A 22,664-nucleotide genomic window follows, 5' to 3' on the forward strand; every position below is an offset into this window, starting at 1 on the left:
ACTCCTTTCGTTTTCATGCCGGCCCTTCCTGGACCGGAAGGTGCACCGTCCGTACGACGAGCGAGGCGTTGCCCCAGGTGTCCACGTCGAGGGCGGCCGCCGGGCTGATGTGCTCCGGGATCCCGGCGGTGGGATCGGTGCCCGGAGCCGCCGCGAGCTTCTGCGGCAGTCCGTCGATCCGGTCGAGAACCCGCAGCCGGGTCGCTTCGGACGACGGAAGTTCGAGTTCGACCCGGATGCCCGAGTCGGGTACGGCGTGCAGCCACAGCTCCCAGCTGTCGTCCTCGGCCGGTGCGGCGGAGGCGGGCTCGGACCACGCGCCGTCCTCGACGCGCCAGCGGCGCACTGCGCCTCCGACGACGGCGAGGGACAGCTGGCGGGCGCCGCGCGGCGAGCGCAGCCGGAGCAGCAGGCGGCGCCGGCCGGCCTCGCCGGCCCCGTCCTCCAGCACGGTCACCTCGGGTGCCGGCAGGTCGAGCCGCGGGGCCGGGGCGTACAGGAAGTCCCGCTCCCAGCCGGGGAAGTGCTCCGGCAGGCGGCCCTTGGCGGGCTGTTCGCCGAGGAAGGCGCGGGTCCGCTCCGAGGCGGACTCGTCACTGCTGATCCACAGCGCCTGGGAGCGCTCCGGGTCGAGGAGGTGGCTCAGGGTCTCCGGCGGGGGAGCGCCCTTCCCGCGCCGCAGGAAGCGCCGCGCCGCCACCCCGCCGGCCAGCAGCAAGCCCGCGGCCGCGGTGGCCCTGCGGGCGCGCCGGGGCAGCTCGGCCAGTGCCGGGGCGGCCAGTTCGCCGCAGAGCTGCAGGGCGACGACAGCGGTACCCGCCAGGCGCGGGGTGAGCCCCTTGAAGAGGAGCCGGGACAGCGGGACGAGCAGGGCGGCGGCCGGGGCAGCCGCGGCCGCGGCGCCCATCGCGTGGCGTACGGAGGGGGCCGGGCCCGCCCCGGTCGCGGGCGCTGCCGGCCGTTCGGAGCCGAGCAGCCACAGCCCGGCGCCCGCGCCGGCCAGCGGCCAGGTCGTCAGGTAGCTTCCGCCCGGCAGTCCCGCGGCGAGCGCGGCCGAGGCGGCCGCCAGCGGCAGGGCGGCCGCGGCGGTGCGGGCCGTGGCCGCCGTACGGTCGCCCGGCCCCGCGAGGACCGCGGCGCAGGCGAGCCCGGCGACCGCGGCGTAGATGTCGCCGGAGCCGTGGAAGTCGCCGTGCCGGCGGAACTCGGGGGCCAGCTTGCCCATGGCTGCGGTGAACACCGTCCCGGCGGCCGCGCCGGCGGCGATCCGGCCGGCCAGCAGGGCCCCGGTGCCCCCCAGCCGACGGCCGGTCAGGCCGCCCTTGCGCAGGGCGTGCCCGAGGCCGCCCGCGCACAGCAGGCCGGCCGCGACGGTGAGCGGGACGACGGCCTTGCCGGGGACGCGGACCAGGTGCCCGCGTCCCAGGGGGAAGAAGACCGCGTCCTCGCCGCCGAGTTCGGCCAGGTCGGCGGAGCCGAGGCGGCGGGTGAGCGCCAGGGCGAGCTCGCCCTGGTGCTGGAGGGCCGAGGGGTCCACGTGGTCGATGTCGTCGAGGGGCCCGTGGTAGGCGGCGAACCCGCCGATGTGGGCGAAGTTGAGTCCCGGGATGCCCTGTTCCTTGACGAGGGCGAAGTCGGTGGCGTTGGGCATGCGCCGGTAGATGGCGTCGAAGAGGGAGCTGGCGAACACGGGCACCCCCGTGCGGGCCAGTTCCTCCAGCATGGGCCCGTTGCCCGGACCGGCCTCGAACATCAGCACGGGGCCTTCGGTACCGCGTGCCTCGAAGTTGAAGGCCACGCCCACCGTCTTCGCCAGCGGGTGCCGGTCGAAGAAGGCACGGGCGCCGAGCAGCCCCGCCTCCTCGCCGTCGGTGAACACCACCAGGACGTCGTTGACGGGCTGTTCGCCCTCCGCGCGCAGCGCGCGGAGCGCCTCCAGCAGCGCGGCCACCGGAACGCCCGCGTCGCTGGCCCCCGGGCCCTGGGACACCGAGTCGTAGTGCGTCATCAGCAGCACGGCGTGCCCGGGCACCGAGCCCGGCAGCCGGCCGATGACGTTGCGCACCACTCCGCCGGTCAGGTACCGCGGCCCGTAGGGCGTGGGCCCCAGGTCGTGGCCGGCGACGGCCTCTTGGACCTGTGTCTCGAAGCCCAGGTCCTTCAGTTCGGCGAGCAGGTAGTCGCGGACCCGGGCAGCGGCCGGCGAGCCGACAGGGTGGGGCTCCCCCGCCACCGCCCGGACGTGGCGCATGGCGCGCTCGGCGGAGAACTGCTCCTGGGGAGCGCTGTCCGGGCGGGGTCGCGGCGAGGTGAGCGAGGTGGCGGCGTACGCCGCCGCGGCGCAGGCCGCGGCGGCCGGTCCGTAGCGGGCCAGGCTCCTGCGCAGGGCGTCGGCACCGCGGTTCACGAAGGGTCTCCCTCAGGTGTGGCGGGCTGCTCGGGAAGCGAGCTGAGCCGGATCTTGCGGAACTGCCCGATGACGCCGACGGCGGACCGCGACGAACCCTGCGCCGCCAGCAGGCTGGGCGACTGGTCCCCGACGAAGTGGTCGCACACACCGATGTGGGAGTCGTAGGCCTCCCCGAGTGCCGCCCGGAACGCGGCGGGCCGCACGGATCCCCGGGCTGCCAGCCACTCCCAGGCGTCACGGGAGCGGGCGAGCTCCTTGATCAGCACCTCGTGGTCGCGCCAGTGCAGGCCACTCATCTTCGGGGGTGCGACCGGAGGCATGAGGGTGGGGCGGATCTGCTGGTTGTACTGTTCCCGGTTGGCGTCGCCGGCGTAGAGCAGTGCTCCCTGGCAGCCGCGCATCAGCGCCTCGGCGGCGGCGGCCGAGGCCTCCGCCCCGGGCAGGTCGCCGCGGGCCGCGCTGTCGCGCATGCAGGCCGTGGCGAGCGCGCAGCCCTGTGCGAGGACCATGAAGACGTGGTGTCCGCGCACCCACCGGCGCAGGGCGTCCTGGTGGACGGGCGGGCCCGGCGGGGCGACGGCCGGGACGGGCCGGGGCCGGGGCGCGCTGTGCGGGTCGGCGAGCCAGTCGAGCAGCGCGTCGAACCCGCCGAGGAGGCGCTCCCAGGCCGGCTCGTCCAGATGGGAGCCGCGGTCCGCGGCGACTTCGAGGATCCCGACGAGCGCGGCGAGGGCCGCGTCCACGAGGAGCTCGGTCACCGGTCCGCGGGTGCGCACGATTCCGAAGGCCAGGTCGTTGTCCCGGTTGGCCTCGGACTCCGCCGGATCGTCGCCGACCGGGGCGGTGCCGGCCGGGGCCAGGGCCGCTCGGGTCTGCCTGACCTGCGCGAGCAGCGCGTCGAGGTCGGACCGGGCGCCCGGGCGGGCGAGGCCGCGCACGGCCTCACCCGCCCGGGCCGCCGCGGCGGCCCGGACCTCGTCGAGCGTGCCGGGCAGCTCCTCGGGCCGTCCCATGCGGAAGGGCACGGTGGCCACCTGGGCCACGTAGTCGGGCTGGCCCTCGGGGTGGACGGCGGTGTCGGCCGGCGCCGTCATCGTGCCTCCAGCGTGGCGGCCGGGTCGTCGTGGACGACGTCCGCGGGTGCCGGCATGAAGCCGGTGCGCACCAGGTAGTCCATGACGGCGTGGGCGTCGGCCTCGGTGGTCGGCGGGCAGGCGATGTCGCTGCCGGCCAGCATGCGCAGGGTCTCGGCGCATTCGAGGGCGGGCTGGACCTCGTCCATGTACTTGGGGTCGAGGGCCCGGTGCGGTTCGGCCTCCGCGTCCTTGATGAGGGGCACGAGCGGGTACAGGAGGTGGCTGGGGCCGACTCCGAGGGCCCGTCGCCTGCCCTCCTCGAAGGGCACGATGTCGAACTCGTACCCGTAGCCCTTGATCCAGTCGCAGAAGGTGCGCAGGGGCACGGGCGCCGGGTTGAAGAGGTGGTAGAAGCCGGCGAGCGCTTCCCTCTTGCCGGAGATGTGCACGATGGCGGAGGCCACGTAGTCGACCGGGATGACGTCGAAGATGCGGGGGTAGTCGGGCAGGATGCGCATGGGCAGGAAGCCGCGGAGCGCGACCAGCAGGTAGTCGATGGTCTGGGTGGCGCCGTTCTTCGTGTGGCCGAGGATGAGGCCGGGGCGGAAGACGGTGACCGGGATGCCGCGGCGGCGGGCCTCGTCCACGACCTTCTCCGCCACCCACTTGCTGCCGGTGTAGCCGGCCGGAACGCCGACCGCCGAGTGCAGCGGCGCGTCGTTCTCCAGGAACGGGCGGGGCATGTGCGTGGCGAGCAGGGTGTCGATGGTGGACACGTGGTGGACGGCCTTGAGCCGGGTGGTGCAGGCCAGCTCCAGCACCCGCTGGGTGCCGCCCACGTTGGCGGCCTTGAGCGCGGAGTAGGGGTACACGAAGTTGACGAGCGCACCGTTGTGGTAGATCACGTCCACGGTGGCGGCCAGGTCGTCCCACTGCTCCTGCGTCAGGCCCAGGCGCGGCTCGGCCAGGTCGCCGGTGACGGCCGAGACCCGGTGGAGCTGGTCCTCGACGTCGATCTCGTAGAGGGCGAAGCCCTCCTTCAGACGTTCGAGCGCGTGCTCCTCGTCGCGGGCCCGGCACAGGGCCACGACTTCCGCGTCGGTGCGGCGCAGCAGCTGCTCGACCAGGTGCAGGCCCAGGTAGCCGGTGGCGCCGGTGAGGAAGACGCGCCGCGGGTTCTCCCAGTCGGCCTCGGGCAGTCCCTCGGGGCTGATGGAGGGGTCGAGGGTGCCGTCGCCCTCCAGGGTGGCGGCGTGCTTGCGGCCCAGGACGCCGGCCAGGCCCTCGCGGCGGTAGACCTCGATCGTCTCGGAGACGCCGGCCACGGTGGGCGTACGGAAGAACTCGTGCAGCGGGATCTCGACGTCGTGCTTGCGGCCCAGCAGGGAGGCCAGCTTCGCCAGGATGAGCGAGGTGCCGCCGATGTCGAAGAAGTCGGCGTGGATGTCGATGTCCGGGAGGCGCAGCACCGAGGCGAAGGCCTCGGCGACGGAGCGCTCCAGCGCGTTGCGCGGCTCGACGGGCCCGCCCTGGCCGGCGGCGGGCGCGGCGGTCTGCCGGGCCAGCAGTTCGGCAACGCCCCGGCGGTCGGTCTTGCCGTTGGGGGTGAGCGGCAGCTCGTCCAGCACCGCGAACCGGTCGGGCACCAGGTAGCCGGGCAGCTCGTCGGCGAGAGCCGAGCGGACCTGCTCGACGGACGGGCCGTCGCCGTCGGCGACCAGGGCGGCCGCCAGACGGGCGTTCTCGGTGCCCGCGTCCAGGGCCACCACGGCAGCGTCGCGGATGCCGGCCACGGCCTTCAGCACCGACTCGACCTCGGAGAGCTCGACGCGGTGGCCGCGGATCTTGACCTGGTCGTCGACGCGCCCCAGGAACTGGATGGATCCGTCGGGGAGCCTGCGGCCCAGGTCACCGGTGCGGTAGAGGCTGCCGCCCGCGGCGTCGGACGCCTGCGCGAACGGGTCGGGCAGGAAGCGGACGGCCGTCAGCGCCGGCCGGTCGTGGTAGCCGAGGGCGACTCCCGCGCCGGTGACGACGATCTCGCCGGGGACGCCCTCCGGTACGGGCCGCAGCTCGGCGTCCACGACGTGCACCGCCGTGTTGGACACCGCGCGCCCGATCGGCACCGGAACCGTACGGTCGCCGCGCGGCACGCGGTGGCCGGTGGCATCGATGGTGGCCTCGGTCGGGCCGTAGAGGTTGGCGACCTCGGCGGACCAGGTCGATTCGACGGCCTCCAGCAGGGTGTCGGTGAGGGGTTCGCCGCCGCTGAGTACCAGGCGGATGCGGGTGCAGGTGCCCGCCTCGCGGTGGTCGACCAGCAGGGACAGCAGGGAGGGAACACCGCCGAGAACGGTGACCTGGCGCTCGCGCAGCGTCGAGATCATCTCGCCGGGGTCCTTCATCTGCTCCTCGGTGGCGAGGACGATCGAGGCGCCGGTGGCGAGCGGCCAGAACGTCGCCCAGACGGAGGGGTCGAAGCAGAAGCTGTGGTTGTGCAGCACCCGGTCGTCTTCGGTGAGCCGCCAGTTCGCCTGGCGCCAGGCGATGTTGTTGACGACGTTGGAGTGGCGCACGACGACGCCCTTGGGGCGGCCGGTCGTGCCGGAGGTGTAGATGAGGTAGGCGGCGGCGTCGGCGGGGACCCGGTCGGGGCGGCGCGCGCCGCCGTTCGCGGCGGCGCCGGACAGCTCGTCCAGCAGCAGCGCGGGGACGCCGAGGTCGCCGAGCAGCTGTACGGAGCTCTCGGTGATCACCATCGAGGGCCGTGAGTCGGAGAGCAGGTAGCGCACCCGCTCCTCGGGGTAGGCGGCGTCGACGGGCACGAAGGCCGCGCCGGCGGCGAGCACCGCGAGCAGTGCCGTGACCGTGGAGGGGCCGCGGCGCAGCCACACCGCGACGCGGTCGCCCGGGCGCACCCCGCGCGAGGCCAGTTCGTCGGCCAGCCGTGTGGCGTCCGCCCACAGCTGGGCGTACGTGACCTGGCTGTCGCCCTGCCGCAGCGCGACGGCCTCCGGCGTGGCGGCGGCCTGGGCCTCCACGAGGTCGACGAGCGAGCGGGGGTCGGCCGCGGTCCGCTCACCGCGGCCGGCCTCCAGGGCGAGTCGGGCGCCCTCGGCGTCGAGCAGCGGTACGACGGCGCCGGTGACCTCCGGGGAGCCGCCGGGCAGGATCGCCTCGAGGACCGCGGTGAGCTGGTTGCCCAGCGCGCGCACCCGCTCCTCCGAGTACAGCTGGACGTCGTAGTCGATCTGGGCGAGGACCAGGCCCGGCAGGAGGCGGACGGTCACCTCCAGGTCGTACTCGGTGCCGGAGGCGCAGCCGCCGACCTGTCGGCCGGTGCCCAGGGCGCCGCCGAGCGGTTCACGGGCGTCGACGGCCCGCACGACGCTCTGCGCGTACGGGGTGCGGCTGAGGTCCCGGCGGGGCGGGGCCACTTCGAGGAGATGGGCGAGCGGCACGTCCACGGCGGGGGCGCGCAGCTGTCCCCTGACGGCGGCGAACAGGTCCGACAGCGGTGCCTCGGCCGCGTCGTCGACACGGACCAGGCGCAGGGTGTCGAGCGGGCCGACGACCTTGGCCGACTCCGCGCCGCGGGCGGTGCGGACACCGCACACGGCGGCGCCGGTGGCCTGGGAGCGCATGAGGACCACGAGCCAGGCGGCGGCGACCGCGGCGTCCCAGTCGGCGGCCTCGGCGGCCTCGGCGGCGCGCGACGCGAGGGCGAGCGGCAGCGGCAGTGCCAGGGAGGCGTAGGAGTTCCCCTTGATCTCGGGGCGCGGGCCGTAGCCGGGGATCTCGGTGGCGGCGGGGCGGGCCAGTTCCTCGGCCCAGCCGGTCACCGCGTCCGCGAGACCGGGCTCGGCAAGACGCTCGCGCTCCGCCGTGAGGGCGGCCTCCAGGGCGTCCGGAGCGCCCGCAGTGCTTTCCGCGTCGTCGTCCGCGTCGCCCAGCAGTTCGGCGACGAGCAGGTCCAGCGAGGTCGCGTCGAGGACGAGCCGGTGCCCGGCGAGGACCAGTTCGGCGGCGCCCCCGTCGGCCGAGCTCAGCAGCAGGGCGCGCAGCAGCGGTCCGTGGCCGAGGGAGAACTCCTCCTCGACCAGGTGGCGGACGTGCTCCTCGGTCCGCGCGGGGTCCGTGGACTCGGGCGCGTTCACCGTGCGCAGTGCGACCTCGGCGAAGGGCTGGACCAGGCGCACGGGCCGCCCGGCGACTTCGACGAACACGCTGCGCAGCGCCTCGTGGCGGGAGACCAGGGAGGCCAGGCGCAGTTGGAGCCGTGCGGCGTCCGGAACCCCCTTGAGGCGGTACCGGCCGGTGACGACGGCCCAGGAGCCGCCGGCGATCCCGCCGAGCAGCCACAGGCGGCGTTGCTCCACGGACAACGGGGTGGCCGATTCCGCTCCGCGCTCTTCGAGTACGCGGTGCAGGGTGTCGGTGAACGTCTCAGTGGAATCGTGCCGGGTCACGGCGAAACCTCCAGGGGAACGGGGTCGGAGCCGAGGACGGGGGCGGAGCGGCGGACCGTGGGGAAGTCCCATCCGTCGTCGTCGGCCGTACGGCCCTCGGGCAAGGGCTCTGCGGTCTGCTCCGCACGCCCGTTTGGGTCTTGGGGTGGTGTCTGGTTCGCGGCGCCGCTCAGCTGGCCGACGGTTCCGGCGAGGCGCGCGACCGTCGGTTCCATGAAGAACTCGGCCACGGGAACGCGGGCGCCGAGGTCGCGTTCGATGCGCTGGAGCAGGTCGGCGGCGAGCAGCGAGTGGCCGCCGAGGCCGAAGAAGTCCTCGTGGACGCCGACTTCGGGAACGTCGAGGAGTTCGCACCACAGTGCGGCGACGGCCCGTTCCGCTTCGGTCGAGGGGGCGACGCGCTCGCTGCCGCCCTCCAGGCGCCGGCCGGTGCCCGCCAGGGCACGGCGGTCGATCTTGCCGTTGGGGTTGAGCGGGATGGCCGGCACGGCGTACAGCTCGGACGGCAGCATGGACGCGGGCAGCACCTCGGAGAGCGCCTGCCGCAGCCGGGCCGCTTGTCCGGCCGTGTCGAGGGCGCCGTGGTCGGCGACGAGGTAGCCGGCGATGCGGGCGTTGCCGCGCGGGTCGAGCACGGTCGCCGCGGCGTCCTGCACTCCGGGCAGGCCGCGCAACGCGCTCTCGACCTCACCCAGTTCGATGCGGTGGCCGCGGACCTTGACCTGTTCGTCGACACGGCCGACGAACTCGATCAGCCCGTCGGAGCGCAGGCGTACGACGTCACCGGTGCGGTAGAGCCGCTCGCCGGGATGGCTCGGGTCGGGCACGAACCGGGCGGCGGTGCGTTCCGGGTCGTCGAGGTAGCCGAGCGCGACTCCGGGGCCGCCGATGAGGAGTTCACCGCAGACGCCGGGCGGTACGGGGCGCAGGTGCGCGTCGGCCACCAGGACACGGGTGCCCGGGATGGGGCGGCCGATGGTGACGGGTTCCCCCGGGCGGACCATGGCGGCGCAGGACCAGATGGTGGTCTCGGTCGGGCCGTACAGGTTGTGCACCTGGGCGGGGGTGGCGGCCAGCAGGTCGGCGAGGTCCGGCGGCAGCGCCTCGCCGCCGCACAGCAGCTTGAAGCCGGCGCGGGGCCGCCAGCCGGCGGACATCGCCAGGCGCCACACGGCCGGGGTGGCCTGGGCGACGGTGAGGCCGGGAGTGCTGAGCCGGGCGGCGAGATCGGCGGCGCCGCGCTGGGCGGTGGAGGGTGCGACGACGACGGTGCCGCCGGTGACGAGCGGGCCGAGGAGTTCGAGCAGCGAGATGTCGAACGCCGTCGTCGTCAGCGCCAGCAGCCGGTCGTCCGGTCCCAGTCCCAGACGCCCGGTCAGGGCGTGCAGGAACGAGGTGAGGGAGGCGTGGCTGACGGCGACGCCCTTGGGGCGGCCGGTGGAGCCCGACGTGAACATCAGGTACGCGGGATCGTGCGGTCGTACGGCCGGCTCGGCCGGCACGGCGTCGCCGTCGCCGGCCGGGCCGGTGAGGGCGCCGATCGCCACCGCGCGGTCCCGGTGGACCGGTGCCAGCCGGCCGGGGTCTTCGCAGACGAGGGCCGCGGGAGCGGCCTGCTCCAGGATCAGCTCGCGGCGCGGCAGCGGTGCCGCGGGGTCGACCGGCACGTACACGGCGCCGGCCCGCCAGCAGGCCAGCATCGCGACCACGGCGCGGAGGCCGCGTTCGGCGAGGACGACCACGCGGTCGCCGGCGCCCACCCCGCCGGCGCGCAGCCGCGCGGCGGCGGCGTCGACGCGCCCGGCGAGCGACGCGTAGTCGAGGGAGCCCTCGTCGTCGCGCACGGCCTCGGCGTGCGGCCGGCTCCCGGCGAGTTCGCGGATCCGCGGCCACACCAGCGGCCAGGGCTGTTCCAGCGGGCCGCCGTCGAGGAAGGCGTCGAGGGCGGTGCCGGGACCGTTCCCGGCAAGGTCCACGGCCGAGACCGCGACACCGGCATCCCGCAGGATCTGCCGGAGCACGGTGTGCAGCTGGTCGGCGAAGCGCTCGGCGGTGGTGCGGTCGAAGAGCGCCGAGGCGTATTCGAGGAACCCGTCGATCGCCCCGGTGCCCTCCTCGAAGAGGAACAGGGAGAGGTCGACGCGGGCGTTGCCGCAGTCCACGTCCTCGACGTCCACGCGCAGGCCCGGCAGGTCCCAGCCGCGCCGGACGTCCTGCTGGAGGCCGAACATCACCTGGAAGACGGGGTTGCGCTCGGGCATCCGCGGCGGTGCCAGCAGCTCCACCAGCTCCCCGAAGGGCAGGTCCGCGTGCTCCAGGACGCCCGTGAGCCGGTCGTACAGCTGCCGTACCAGTTCCTCGAGGGTCGGGTCGGCGCGCAGGTCGGCGCGGAGCGGGCAGGTGTTGGCGAGGTAGCCGACGGTCCCGGCGAGGTCCGCGTGGGCGCGGTTGGCGACGGGCAGGCCGACCAGCAGGTCGTCGGCGCCGGCGTTGCGGGAGAGCACGACGGTGTACGCGGCCAGGAGCGTGGTGAAGGGGGTCACCCCGCGCTCGGCGGACCAGTCGCGCACCCGGTCGGCCAAGGCGGTGTCGAGGCGCACGGGGACCCGGGCCCCGGCGTACGACTGGAGCGGCGGCCGGCGCCGGTCGGTGGGCAGGTCGAGGAGCTGGGGGGCTCCCGCGAGGGTTCGGCTCCAGTGGTCCCGGGCGGCCTGGCGCCGCGCGGACCACTCGGGGTCGGGGGACTCCTCGCCGCCGTTGTTCCACACCACGTAGTCGGCGAACTGCAGGGGCTCGTCGGCGCCGGCGGGGCGGCTGCCGGTGTACTCCTCGAGCAGTTCGCGCAGCACGATCTGGAGGGACAGCCCGTCGCAGACGGCGTGGTGCACGCTCAGCAGCAGGACGTGGTGGTCGTCGGCGAGCCTGGCGAGCAGCCCGCGCAGCAGGGGCGGCTGTGCCAGGTTCCAGCCGCGCTGGGCCTCCTGGCGCGCCAGTCGCTGCACCTCCCGGTCGAGTTGCCCGGCCTCCAGACCGCGGCCGCCCAGGTCGACGAGGGGCAGCGAGACGGTGACGCCGGGGACGACGACCTGCGTGAGCGTGCCGTCGATCCGGCGCAGGCCGGTGCGCAGGGCCTCGTGGCGTTCCACGACGGCGCTGAGGGCGGACTGGAGGGCGGTGCGCTCCAGGGCGCCGCGCAGGTCCATGCGGACGGCGAGGCCGTACGCCTTGCCGGCCGTCTCGTTCATCCGGTCCAGGAACCAGAGCCGTTCCTGTCCCGGGGATGCGGGGAAGAGATGGGCGTCGGGTGGGATCCGGTCGCTCACGAGTGCTCCAAAACGTTGCGTCGGGCGGGGGTCGGGCAGTCCTGACGGGGACGGCTCATCAGGCGGTCCGGCCGTTGCCTGCCGCGGTGTACCTGGTGCGGTCGAGCCGGCGCACCGACCGCGGTCCGGTGGCGCCCGGGGGCGTGGCGGTGGTCAGCTCGTCCAGGTACCTGGCCTGCTCGGCCACCGTCGTGTAGGTGCGCAGGGCGGTCAGCGGGACCTGGACCGAGAACTCCCGGCCGATCAGGTGGGCGATCGTGGTGAGCATCAGGGAGTGCCCGCCGACGTCGAGGAATTCGTCGGTCACCCCGATCTCGGGGACCGGCAGGACCTGCGCCCAGCACGCCGCGACACGGCGTTCGGTGTCGTCGCGGGGAGCGATCCGGCCGCCCGTGACGAGCGGGACGGTGGCGAGGGAGGCGAGCCGGCCGCGGTCGAGCTTGCCGTGGCGGTTGCGCGGCAGCTCGTCGAGCACCGCGAACTCGCCGGGCACCATGTAGCCGGGCAGTTCGTGGCCGAGGCGGCGGCGCACTCCGCGCAGCCAGCCGGCCGGATCGCCCTCCAGCTTCTGTTCGGGCACGAGGTAGGCGGCCAGGCGGCGTTCGGTGCCCTGGCCCAGGGCGAGTACGACGGCTTCCCGGACCGCTGCGGCGCTGGTGAGCGCGCGCTCCACGTCACCCAGTTCGATGCGGAACCCGCGGACCTTGACCTGGTGATCGGCTCGGCCGATGAACTCCAGCTGCCCGTCGGACCGCCAGCGCACGAGGTCACCGGTGCGGTAGAGCCTGCGTCCGGGGTGCTCCGGGTCGGGCAGGAACCGGGCCGCGGTCATGTCCGGGCGCCCGGCGTACCCGAGGGCGACGCCCGCGCCGCCGATGAGGAGTTCGCCCGTACCGCCCTGCGGCAGCGGTCGCATCCCGGCGTCGACGACGCTGAGGGAGGTGCCGCCGACCGGCCGGCCGATGGGGACGGATCCGGTGGTGTCCGGGCCCAGTTCGGCGTACGTGGAGTAGGTGGTGGTCTCGCTGGGGCCGTAGAGGTTGACCATGCGGACGCCGGGGACGCTCCGGTGCACGGCCCGGACCAGCTCGGCGGTGAGCGGTTCGCCCGCCACGTTGACCACGCTGAGGCCGGCGGGCAGCGCGTCCTGTTCCAGGAGGCTCGTCACCGCCGAGGGGACGGTGTTGAGCAGCGTGGCGCCCTCGGCGTGGGCGGGGCCCTCCAGCAGGTCCAGGACGCTGTCGAGGAGCCGTACCTCGCAGCCGTGCGCGAGGGGGGTGAAGAGTTCGAAGACGGACAGGTCGAACGTGGTGGGGGTGACGGCGAGGGTGCGGGCGAGGGCGTCGGTGCCGAACTCCAGGCCCGCCCAGCGCACCAGATTGACCGGGCCGCGGTGCGGGATCACGACGCCCTTGGGGCGGCCGGTGGATCCGGAGGTGAAGAGCAGGTAGGCCGGGTCGTCGGAGGTGATCGACGGCTGCGGTACGACCGGGTCCGGGGCGCCGTCGGCGAGGATCGCGCCCACGTCCATGGTGCGGACGGGGAAGAACTGGCCGCGGTCGACCGGGCCGTCCCCCACCAGGACGTGGCCGCAGCCCGCGTCCTGGACCGCCGCGGCGAGCCGGGCCGGTGGGGTGGCCGCGTCCAGCGGCAGGTAGGCGGCGCCGGAGCGCAGCACCCCGAGCAGGACTGCCGGCAGGTCGCGGCCGCGGGGCATCAGCACGCCGACGGTGGATCCGGGGCCGGCGCCCGCCTCGGCGAGCGCGGCCGCCACGGCGGCCGAGCGGTGGGCGAGCTCGCCGTAGCTGAGGCTGCCGTCCCCGGCGACCACGGCGGTACGGCGCGGGTGGCGGGCGGCGGCGTCCAGTACGAGCTCGTGCAGGGTGCCCTCGCCGTCCTCGGGCACGGCGGACAGCGACCACCGGCGCAACCGCTCGGCCTGCCCGGCGCTCACGGCGGAGGCCTCGGCGAGCGGGAGCTCCGCACCGCGGGCCACGGAGTCGGCGACGGCGAGGAAGGCGTCGGCGAACTGCGCGGCCAGCCAGCCGGCGTAGCGGCTCGGGTCGACCTCGACACGACCGGTGAGCGTGCCGTCGGTCTCGGTGAGCAGGGTGGTCAGTCCGAAGGGGCCGATGCTGGGCGGTACGACGGCCACGCCCAGTTCCACGTCCGCGAGCCGCACTCCGCCTCCGAGCAGGCCGGCTCCGACCCCGCGCGGTGCGCCGGGGGTGTCCTGCTGGAGCAGCAGCGCGGCGTCCGGGGCGGGCACGTCCGGGCCGCCGCGGGCGGCGGACAGGGCGACCAGCTCGGGGTAGCCGACGGTGCGGTGTGCGAGCGCGCCCCGCAGGGCGTCGGCCGCCCGGGCGACCAGGTCGCGGACGGTGCCGGCAGCGGTCTCCATCGGCAGGGGGACCGTGGAGACGAGGTAGTCGACGGCCCGGTGGGTGGCGGACCCGCGGCCGTGCAGCGGTACGGCGACCGCGACGCGGTCCGTGCCCGTGAGCCGGGACAGGGTGAGCGACTGCACGGCGAGCAGCACCGCGTAGAGGGTGACGCCGCACTCCTTGGCGAGGGCGGTCAGGGCGGCGGTGAGCCGGGTGTCCAGGGTGAGCGGGGCGTGGACGGCCGGTCGGGCGCGGCCGGCCGGGACGTCCTGCGCCGGGCCGTCGGCGGATGGCAGCTGGAGGGGGCCGACCCCGTCGGCGAGCAGGCCCTGCCAGAAGTTCCAGGCCCGGTCCAGGCGCCGCTCGTCGGGGACGTCGTGGGAGACCGCAGGGGCCGGCGGCAGCGTCAGCGCCCCGGCCGCCGGGTCGCCGGCGGCCAGCAGGTGGGCGAGCTCGGCCGCCAGGACGCCGATGGACCACAGGTCGGCGACGGCATGGTGGACGGTGATCACCAGGTGGGCGCCCCGGCCGTCCGCGAGGACCACCTCGGCCTGGAACAGCGGGCCTTCGGCGAGGTCGGGCACCCGCCGACAGCGCTCGGCGAGGGCGTCTTCGAGCTCCCGCTCGTCGACCCTGCCCAGCCGGGTGAGGGTGCAGTACCTGCCCCAGGGTGTACCGGCGGCCGCGTCCGCCGGGTCGACGACGCGCGTCCAGTGCTCGCCGGTGCGCACCAGGCGGGTGCGCAGCGCCGGGTGGCGCGCCACCAGCGCGGCCAGGCCGCGGGCGACGTCCTGCGGGTCGGCGGCCTCGGGCAGGGTGAAGGCGATGCCGAGGACGAGGCCGGGCGCGGCCGGGTCGAGTTCCTGGAGCAGGCAGAGGGTCTCCTGGCGGGCGGTCGCGGGGTACTCGGCGGGCGCGCCGGACCCGGCACCGGGGCCGGGCAGGGGCTCGGCGGAGCGGATGAGCGCGGCGAGCGCTTCGGCGTCGACGCCGGCCAGGATGCCGGAGATGGGCAGGGCGACCTTGAAGACCTGCGCCGCCTCTCCGGCGAGCCGGGCCGCGCCGAGCGAGTCCAGGGTGGCGGTGGTGCCGTTCTCTGCGCCGAAGTGCGCGATGAGGGTCGCCGCGAGGTTCACGAGCAGGTCGTCGGAGGCGGCTGCGGGGAGCCCGGAGTGGGCCCCCGCGTCCACTGCCCCCGCCGTCCGGGGGGCCGCCGTGTCGCACAGGACGGTGGTCAAGGAGCCGTCCAGGTGGGCGGCGCGCGCGGCGGAGCGCTGCACCTTGCCGCTGGAGGTCTTGGGCAGGGTCGAGGGGCGGATCAGGTGGACGCTGGCCACGGGAGCCGAGTGCTCCCGGGTGACGGCGTCGCGGACTTCCCGGGCGATCCTGCGGGCCTGCCCGGCGTCGTCCGCGGCCTCGGGCCGCAGCTCCGCCACGACCAGGATCTCCTCGCCGCCGTCCGGCCCGGGTACCCCGGCGGCCGCGACGCAGCCCTTGCGGATGCCGGGGTCGGTGTTCTGCACGGTCCGCTCGATGTCCTGCGGGTGCAGGTTGCGGCCGCGGACGACGATGACGTCCTTGATCCGGGCCACCGGCACGAGTTCGCCGTCCGCGGTGAGGAAGCCGAGGTCGCCGGTGCGCATCCAGCTGCGCAGCGAGCCGGGCACGGACACGCCGAAGGTGCGTGCCGTCTCCTCGGGGTCCTCGAAGTACCCCTCGGCCACGCTGTCGGAGGCGACGAGGACCTCGCCGATCTCACCGGGTCCGACGGGCAGGCCGGTGGCGGGGTCGGCGATCTGCACCTCGGTGCCGACCACCGCCGGCCCGCTCGACACGAGTTCGGTGGCGGGGGCGTCCGGTCGGGCCGGTTCGGCCCTGCCCAGGGCGAGGGCTTCGGGATCCAGGCGGTGTGTACGCAGCCCCGCGCCGGGCCGGCCGCCGCTGACGATCAGCGTGGACTCGGCGAGGCCGTAGCAGGGCAGGAAGACGTCCGGGCACAGGCCCGCGGGTGCGAAGCGCTCGGCGAACGCCCGCAGGGTCGCCGCGTCCACCGGCTCGGCGCCGGAGAAGGCCACCCGCAGTCCGCTGAGGTCGAGGGCGGCCACGTCCTCGTCGCGGGCGCGGCGGGTGGCCAGCGCGTACCCGAAGTTGGGCGCGCCGGTGTGGGTGGCGCCGGTCTCGGAGACCAGCCGGAGCCAGCCCATCGGGTCGGAGACGAAGGACAGCGGCGAGAGCAGGTGGATGGGGAAGCCGGTGACGAGCGGGGTGAGCACTCCGCCGACGAGCCCCATGTCGTGGTACGGCGGCAGCCACAGCGCGCCGGTGCTCGAGGTGTCGAGGCCGAACCGCCCCGTGATGGAGGCGACGTTGGCCAACAGGTTGCGGTGGGAGACGAGCACGCCCCGCGGGGTGCCGGTCGAGCCGGAGGTGAACTGGATGAACAGCGGCTCCTCGGGCCGGACGGCGGGTGCCCGCCAGTCGTCCTCGGCGCCTGCCGCGACGCCGGTGTCCACCAGCCGTTCGGGGCGCACGTCGGGCAGGCGCTCCGCGAACAGCTCCCGCAGCGGCTCCAGCAGCCCCGGCTCGGTCAGCAAGGTGGCGTCCGGCAGCTTGGCGAGGATCGCGCCGAGCCGGACGAAGTCGCGGCGCACGTCGGCGGGGTTGGGCGGGTAGACCGGTGCGGCGGGCAGTCCGGCGTAGACGGTGGCCAGGAACGCCTTGAGGTAGTCCGGCCCCGGCTGCATCAGCAGCAGGACGGGGCCCGTGGCCACCTCGCGCAGCTTGACGGCGAGCGCCCGGGCCTCACGGTCCAGCTCCTCGCGGGTGAAGCGGACTTCCCGGGCGAGCCCGATCGCCGGCTGGGCGGGGAAGACGGCCGCGGTCGCGCCCGGGTCGGCCTCGCAGACCGCCCGCATGACACCGAGAGCAGTCTCCTGGCCCGTCCTCGCCTGCATTGTGTCCCCACCTGTCTGCCGATGACATGCACCCTTTGGTGCGTGCAGCGGGGAGGGGCGATCCGCTCCCGAAGCCCGCGTCACCGAAGCTAGAGGCGGCTCGGACGCCCTGGGCAATGTCTTTCGAAACCATGAGGGATTCCGGAAAGAAGGCAGCGAGGAACATCTTGCGGAGTTCTTTCCGTCCGAGCCGAGGGCGGACTTCCCTCCGGTACAAGGAAGACTCGTCACCATTCCGTTCCGGAGGAGAATCACCGTGCCTGGAAGCCCTGTTGCGCAGAATCCGGCGGACCGACTGACCGGCCCGGCCGACCCTCTCGGTCTGCGCAGGCTCTCGGCGGGACTGAGTCTCCTCCGCCGTCCGCTGCCCTTCCTGCGGGAACTGGAGAGCAGGTACGGCGCCGTGTGCGCGATGCCCGGCCGCAGCCCCCGTACGGTCTTCGCGTTCGGGCCCGACCAGGCCCGCCAGGTGCTGACCGGCAAGGCCTTCGTCTCGGACTCCTTCCGGCACCTGCGCCTGCCGCCCGGCTCGCCGATGATGCTGCTGACCAGCGGGCTGCTGCGGCTCAACGGCACGATCCACCGCAAGCACCGCCAGGCCATGCAGCAGGCCTTCTCACCGCGCCACGTCGCCGTCTACACCGACACGATCGTGCGCTTCGCCGACGACATGCTGGAGCGGTGGACGCCGGGCCGCGCCGTGGACCTGCACGAAGAGCTCGCCCGCCTGGTCACGCGCATCTCCTTGGCCACCATGGCCGGCCTGGAGGACGAGGGGGCCGCACGCCACCTCAACGACAAGATGGTCGAGCTCGCGGCCGCGGCCGGGCACCCGCTCACCGCGGTGCTCCAGGCACCGCTGCCCGGTACGCCGTTCCGCCGCATGACCCGGATCGCGGGCGAGATCGAGGACATCCTGCGCGCGCTGATCGCCGCGCGGCGCTCCGGAGCGGCCGCCCCCGACCTGCTCAGCAGGCTGACCGTGCCCGACGGGGACCCTGCCTCGGAGGCGCTGACGGACGAGGAGCTGCTGGGCGAGGCGTACACCGCGCTGTGCCACGACAGCGTCGCGTCCTCCCTGTTCTGGACCCTCTTCCTGCTCGACCAGCACCGGGAGTGGTGGGAGAAGCTGCGCGCCGAGGTGGCGGAGGTCGCCGGTGACGCGGCTCCGGGGCCTGACGTGCTCGTCCGGATGCCCGTGCTGGACCAGGTCGTCAAGGAGAGCGTGCGGCTGATGCCGCCGGCCGGATTCGGCGTGCGCTACGCGGCGGAGGGCGCCGAGATCGACGGCCACCCGATCCCCGAGGGAGCCATGGCGATCTTCAGCTCCTTCGTCACGCACCGGGACGCCAGGACCTTCCCCGAGCCGCTGCGCTTCCGCCCGGAGCGCTGGGAGAGCGCCCAGCCGGCGCAGCACGAGTACTTCCCCTTCGGTCTGGGCCAGCACAACTGCATCGGGCGCAACCTCGCCCTGCTGGAGAGCAAGCTGGTGCTCACCCGCATCATGCAGCGCGCCCCGGTCGTGCTGCCCGCGGGGACCGAGGTCAACCCGGTCGTGCGGATCTCCACCGTCCCCGACGGGCAGGTGCGGGCCGTCGTCACCGAGCCGGGTGGGCCGGCGCCGCGCGCCCACCGCGTCACCGGTTCGGTCAACGACATCATCGACCTGCCGGAGCACCCCTGACGGGCGGCTGACGGGCACCGGTATGGCCGAAAACTGTCGGAGTTCTGCCATCTCCGCCGTACGGCGCGAACACAGTCACCACACTCTGGGCCGTCAGAACCGAGCGAGACCCCCGTCCGGACAAGGGAGACCTGTATGAAACGCCGCACTTTCCTCGGGACAGCAGCGGCCTCCGCAGCGGGCGGCCTGCTCCTGCCCGCCACCACCGCGTCGGCGGGAAACCCGCCCTGGGACGCCCTCCAGCGGAGCCTCGACGGCACCGTGGTACTGCCGGGTGATCCCCGGTACGACAGCGTCCGGACCCTGGCCCTGCGACAGTTCGACTCGGTCAGGCCGCAGGCCGTGGTGCGCTGCACCACCGTCGAGGACGTCTCCGAGGCCGTGCGGTTCGCCGCGCGCCACCGCATACCGGCCGTCGCGCGCAGCGGCGGCCACTCCTTCGCCGGGTACTCCACCACGACCGGGATGGTCATCGACGTCTCCCCCATGAACAGCGTGCGGCTGGCCGGTTCGGTCGCCCGGATCGGTCCCGGCTGCCAGCTGGTCGACCTGGAGGAAGCGCTCGCCGTGGAAGGGGTCGCCGTGCCCACCGGCTGGTGCCCCACGGTCGCCATCGGCGGTCTCGCCCTCGGCGGCGGCCTGGGCTTCCTCACCCGGATGTACGGGGTCGCGAGCGACCGGATGCGCCGGGCCCAGGTGGTCCTCGCCGACGGGCGGGTGGTGGAGAGCAACGCCCACCGCCACGAGGACCTGTTCTGGGCCCTGCGCGGCGGCGGCGGCGGCAACTTCGGCATCGTCACCGAATACGACTTCGAACCGGTGCCCGCGCCCGACATGACGAGCTTCACCCTCACCTGGAAGTGGGCCTCGGTCCGTGCGGTGCTGGCCGCCTGGCAGCGCTGGACCGCCGACGCCCCGGACCCGCTGACGCCGCTGCTGAACGTCTCGACGTACGGCGCCGACGCGGGCGCCGAGCCCGGCGTGACGGTCTCCGGCGTGTGGCTCGGCGCGCCGGCCGCCCTCGGCCCGCTGCTGGACCGCCTGACCGCGGCCGTGGGAACCGACCCCGCGACCAGCGAGCGGCGCACCGACTCCTACCGCTTCGGCATGCGCCACTGGTTCGGCTGCGACAACCTGGAGCCGGCCGCGTGCCACCGCGTCGGGCACAACCCGCAGGCCCAGCTGGCCCGCTACGGATTCGCGCTGGCCCGCGGCAACTTCTTCGACAGGCCGCTCGACGCCGCGGGCATCGACGCCGTCCTGGAGTCCTTCGCGGCCGCCCGCAACGAGGGGGAGGCCCGCAGCTTCGACCTCCAGGGCCTGGGCGGCGCCCACAACCGCGTCCCCGCGACCGCCACCGCGTACGTCCACCGCAGCGCCCTGTTCTACGCCGGGTGGTCGGTGGGCGTCGACGTGCCGGAGGGCGAGGTGCTGCCCGCGGACCGCAGGCGCGGGTGCCAGGACTGGATCGACCGCAGCTACGCGCGGGTGCACCCCTGGTCCTCCGGCCAGGCGTACCAGAACTACATCGACCCCGACCTCACGGACTGGCGGCAGGCCTACTACGGCGTCAACTACGAGCGGCTCGTGGAGGTCAAGCGCGCCTACGACCCCAAGGGGTTCTTCCGCTTCCCCCAGTCGATCAACTGAGCCGGAACGCGCCGGAGGGCGGCGGACGTCCCGTCCGCCGCCCTCCGGCCGTCCGCGCGCGGGTGTGCCGCCGCCCCGCGCGCCTCAGGCCGTGCCCTCGACCCGCTCCCCCGTGGCCAGGTCGGTGATCTCGATCGCTTCGGCCGGGCAGAACTCCGCGGCCTCCAGCAGCCGCCCGTCGGGCGCGGACCGGTCGGTCAGCGCCACGGCGCGGTGGCCGTCCTCTCCGAAGACGTCCGGCGCCAGCGACATGCACAGCCCCGACATCAGGCAGGCTCCGCTGTCGACCCGCACGCTCCACTCGCTCCCCGGGCCCACGGCTACCACGCCACCGGCAGCGCCTCGACGCCGCGCAGTACGACCCCGGCCTTCCACCGGAGCTCCTCGTCCGGGACGGCCTGGCGCAGGCCGGGGAAGCGCAGCAGCAGGGAGCGCAGCGCCGTGACCATTTCGAGCCGCGCCAGCTGGGCGCCCACGCAGTGGTGCGCGCCGTGGCTGAAGGCCAGGTGCGGGTTGTGCTCCCGGGTGACGTCGATGCGCTGCGGGTCCTCGAAGACGTCCTCGTCGCGGTTCGCGGAGTTCATCGACGGCACCACCGTCTCGCCGGCCCGGATCAGCACACCGCCCAGCGTGACGTCCTCGCGCGCGACCGAGGGCTGGTCCACGGCGAGCAGCGGCACGAAGCGCAGCAGCTCCTCGACCGCGTTCGGCACCAGTTCGGGCTTGGCGCGCAGCAGCTCCAGCTGATCGGGATTGCGCAGCAGCAGGTAGAGGAAGTTGGCGAGCTGGGAGGCGGTGGTCTCCATGCCGGCGACGAGCAGGCCGAAGCTCATCTCGATGAGCTCCTTCTCCGAGAGCCGGTCGTCCTCGTCGCGCGCCCGGATCAGGGCGGTGAAGAGGTCGTCCGTGGGCGCGGCCCGGCGCTTCTCGATGAGCTCGCCGAAGTAGGAGTGCAGGTCGCCGATGGCCTGGCGGATCTCGTCCGGGGTCTTCGACGTGGTCGAGACGACCGAGTCGAAGAACGGTACGAAGCGGTCCCGGTCCTCGTACGGGACGCCCATGAACTCGCAGATCGAGATGCCCGGCAGCTGCCAGGAGAAGTCGGCGTAGACGTCGGCGGGGGCTCCCTTGGCCTCCATCGCGTCGAGCAGCTCGTCGACGATCGCCTGCACGCGCGGCTCGAACTCCTGGACCCGGCGGGCTGTGAAGGCCTTGGCGACCAGCTTGCGCAGCCGCGTCTGCTCCGGGGGGTCCATGATGCCTATGCCCTCGACCACGGGCTCGGGGAAGAAGCGCGGGCGGCCCGCCTCGGTCTGCAGCTGACGGCTGAACCTCGGGTCGGCGAGCACCTCCTTGACGTCCGCCATCCGGGTCACCAGCCAGGCCTCGCCGCCGTACGGCATGGTCACCCTGGAGATGGGCTCGTCCTGGCGCAGCCTGCTCAGCTCGGCGGCCTCGTCAAGGTATTTCGCGGGGAAGGGATAGCTCGGTGCGGGCGTTGATGTCATGCCCTTTCTCTAGCACCGGGCCCCCCGACGGTCCGCCTTTCTTTCAGGGATCTTTCAGCGGTTTCCGCGGGCCCCGACAGGGTCGACTGAGGCTCCAATTCCCGCCATTGACCGGCCGGGAACCGACTGGTAGCCATGTCCCCGACCTCATCGCGACAGGTATCACCACGACCGGTATCACCCGACGATTACGAGGAAGTATGCCAGCCACCCTTTCCGGCGAAGTGAACCGTGTTCTGCGCCGTGTACGTGCCTGCGAATTCTCCACCCTGGCCAAGACCGGCCGACCGGTGACCTGGCCCATGGCCTTCCTGTGGAAGCCGGAGGAGAACGAGTTCGTCCTCAGCTCCAGCATCTCGGTGGCCCGCAAGGCGGAGCACATCAACCGCGACGACCGGGTCTGCCTCCTCATGTCCGACTTCACCGGCAGCGCCCTGCCCGGCAGCGCCCCGGCCGTGCTGGTCCAGGGGCGGGCCACCGCCCCCGAGGAGATCCTGACCGTGGAGGGCCTGGAGGACTTCTGGGCCGAGCTGTTCCGCAAGCGTCCCGCCGGCGCGGTCGAGACGCTCGACCCCGAGATCCGCAAGCAGTTCCATCCGAGTTTCTACTGGCGCCTGCGCATCACCGTGACCCCGGAGAAGGTCTGGGCCTTCCGCAAGGACGCGATGGGCGCCACGGAGCTGGAGCGTGTGGCGTGAGCGTCTGGCACGAGATCGACACCTACCTGCACCTGTTCAGCAACCCGGTGCTCTCCTTCCGGGACACCGGCGGCTTCCCCTTCAGCCTGCGCTGCCGCCCCCGGCAGGACCGGGACACGGGCCTCATGCTGATCGACCTGCCGCAGGGCACCCCGGTCGCGGAGGGGCCCGCCTGGCTGCTGTGGCACAGCCACGACGAGGACTTCGGCTCCCTCCAGGCCCTCGCCGTGTCCGGGGACCTCGCCTCCCGCGGCGACCGCTGGTCCTTCAGACCCGAGCGGGTGCTGCCGGGGCCCGGCCTCGGGCCCGAGGGCTGGGCGGGCGTCGTGGAGAAGATCGAACGGGACACGGACCGGTTCCTGGAGAGCCGTGGCCTGACCGCCCCCCGGGACATCGACTGGGCCGCCCTCGAGCGGATCGCCGCCGACGCCCGCAGGGACAACGAGGAGCGCGCCCGCGCCTGGGCCGAACTGCCCTGACAGCCCCGCGTACGGGCGGACCGGCGGGA

11 protein-coding genes are annotated in these 22,664 nt (G+C 74.3%); 4 read left to right on the forward strand and 7 right to left on the reverse strand.

Features of this window, described 5'->3' with window-relative positions; all coding sequences use genetic code 11:
- Window positions 1–13 precede the first annotated feature (13 nt).
- The 5 genes from ACZ501_RS32785 to ACZ501_RS32805 are packed head-to-tail and all read right to left on the reverse strand — an operon-like array spanning window position 14 to window position 16,616.
- Window positions 14–2,407, reverse strand: a complete 2,394-nt coding sequence (locus ACZ501_RS32785; protein ID WP_468800243.1) for a M20/M25/M40 family metallo-hydrolase — start codon at window positions 2,405–2,407, stop codon at window positions 14–16.
- Window positions 2,404–3,504, reverse strand: a complete 1,101-nt coding sequence (locus ACZ501_RS32790) for a hypothetical protein (RefSeq protein ID WP_468800245.1) — start codon at window positions 3,502–3,504, stop codon at window positions 2,404–2,406. Before ACZ501_RS32790 ends, ACZ501_RS32785 begins: the two co-directional genes overlap by 4 nt.
- Window positions 3,501–7,955 (reverse strand): amino acid adenylation domain-containing protein, encoded by a 4,455-nt coding sequence (locus tag ACZ501_RS32795; RefSeq protein ID WP_468800247.1) that lies wholly within the window; start codon window positions 7,953–7,955, stop codon window positions 3,501–3,503. The genes ACZ501_RS32790 and ACZ501_RS32795 overlap by 4 nt, the downstream gene beginning before the upstream one ends.
- The gene (locus ACZ501_RS32800; RefSeq protein WP_468800249.1) at window positions 7,952–11,278 is read right to left on the reverse strand and encodes a non-ribosomal peptide synthetase; all 3,327 of its coding nucleotides are present in this window, start codon (window positions 11,276–11,278) and stop codon (window positions 7,952–7,954) included. Before ACZ501_RS32800 ends, ACZ501_RS32795 begins: the two co-directional genes overlap by 4 nt.
- A gap of 58 nt (window positions 11,279–11,336) precedes the next feature.
- Window positions 11,337–16,616, reverse strand: a complete 5,280-nt coding sequence (locus tag ACZ501_RS32805; RefSeq protein WP_468800251.1) for an amino acid adenylation domain-containing protein — start codon at window positions 16,614–16,616, stop codon at window positions 11,337–11,339.
- A gap of 256 nt (window positions 16,617–16,872) precedes the next feature.
- On the opposite strand from ACZ501_RS32805, the gene ACZ501_RS32810 reads away from it, so the two are divergent.
- Complete coding sequence (locus ACZ501_RS32810; RefSeq protein ID WP_468800253.1) at window positions 16,873–18,300, forward strand: cytochrome P450; 1,428 nt, start codon at window positions 16,873–16,875, stop codon at window positions 18,298–18,300.
- 135 nt (window positions 18,301–18,435) lie between these two features.
- A complete protein-coding gene (locus ACZ501_RS32815; protein WP_468800255.1) occupies window positions 18,436–19,950 on the forward strand; it encodes an FAD-binding oxidoreductase in 1,515 nt (504 codons plus the stop codon).
- Window positions 19,951–20,034: 84 nt separating this feature from the next.
- Here ACZ501_RS32815 and ACZ501_RS32820 read toward each other — a convergent pair whose 3' ends face one another.
- Window positions 20,035–20,244 (reverse strand): ferredoxin, encoded by a 210-nt coding sequence (locus ACZ501_RS32820; RefSeq protein WP_361601500.1) that lies wholly within the window; start codon window positions 20,242–20,244, stop codon window positions 20,035–20,037.
- A gap of 26 nt (window positions 20,245–20,270) precedes the next feature.
- A complete protein-coding gene (locus ACZ501_RS32825) occupies window positions 20,271–21,458 on the reverse strand; it encodes a cytochrome P450 (RefSeq protein ID WP_361601497.1) in 1,188 nt (395 codons plus the stop codon).
- Between the two features lie 200 nt (window positions 21,459–21,658).
- On the opposite strand from ACZ501_RS32825, the gene ACZ501_RS32830 reads away from it, so the two are divergent.
- Complete coding sequence (locus ACZ501_RS32830; RefSeq protein WP_361601494.1) at window positions 21,659–22,156, forward strand: pyridoxamine 5'-phosphate oxidase family protein; 498 nt, start codon at window positions 21,659–21,661, stop codon at window positions 22,154–22,156.
- A complete protein-coding gene (locus tag ACZ501_RS32835; RefSeq protein ID WP_361601491.1) occupies window positions 22,153–22,635 on the forward strand; it encodes a hypothetical protein in 483 nt (160 codons plus the stop codon). The genes ACZ501_RS32830 and ACZ501_RS32835 overlap by 4 nt, the downstream gene beginning before the upstream one ends.
- Window positions 22,636–22,664: the final 29 nt, after the last annotated feature.

Source organism: Streptomyces sp. NPDC034085 (genome assembly GCF_055575555.1).

Coding starts and splice junctions, on each gene's coding strand:
- ACZ501_RS32790 (WP_468800245.1), bottom strand. CDS start 3,504: ATGACGGCGCCGGCCGACACCGCCGTCCACCCCGAGGGCCAGCCCGAC.
- ACZ501_RS32805 (WP_468800251.1), bottom strand. CDS start 16,616: ATGCAGGCGAGGACGGGCCAGGAGACTGCTCTCGGTGTCATGCGGGCG.
- ACZ501_RS32815 (WP_468800255.1), top strand. CDS start 18,436: ATGAAACGCCGCACTTTCCTCGGGACAGCAGCGGCCTCCGCAGCGGGC.
- ACZ501_RS32825 (WP_361601497.1), bottom strand. CDS start 21,458: ATGACATCAACGCCCGCACCGAGCTATCCCTTCCCCGCGAAATACCTT.
- ACZ501_RS32830 (WP_361601494.1), top strand. CDS start 21,659: ATGCCAGCCACCCTTTCCGGCGAAGTGAACCGTGTTCTGCGCCGTGTA.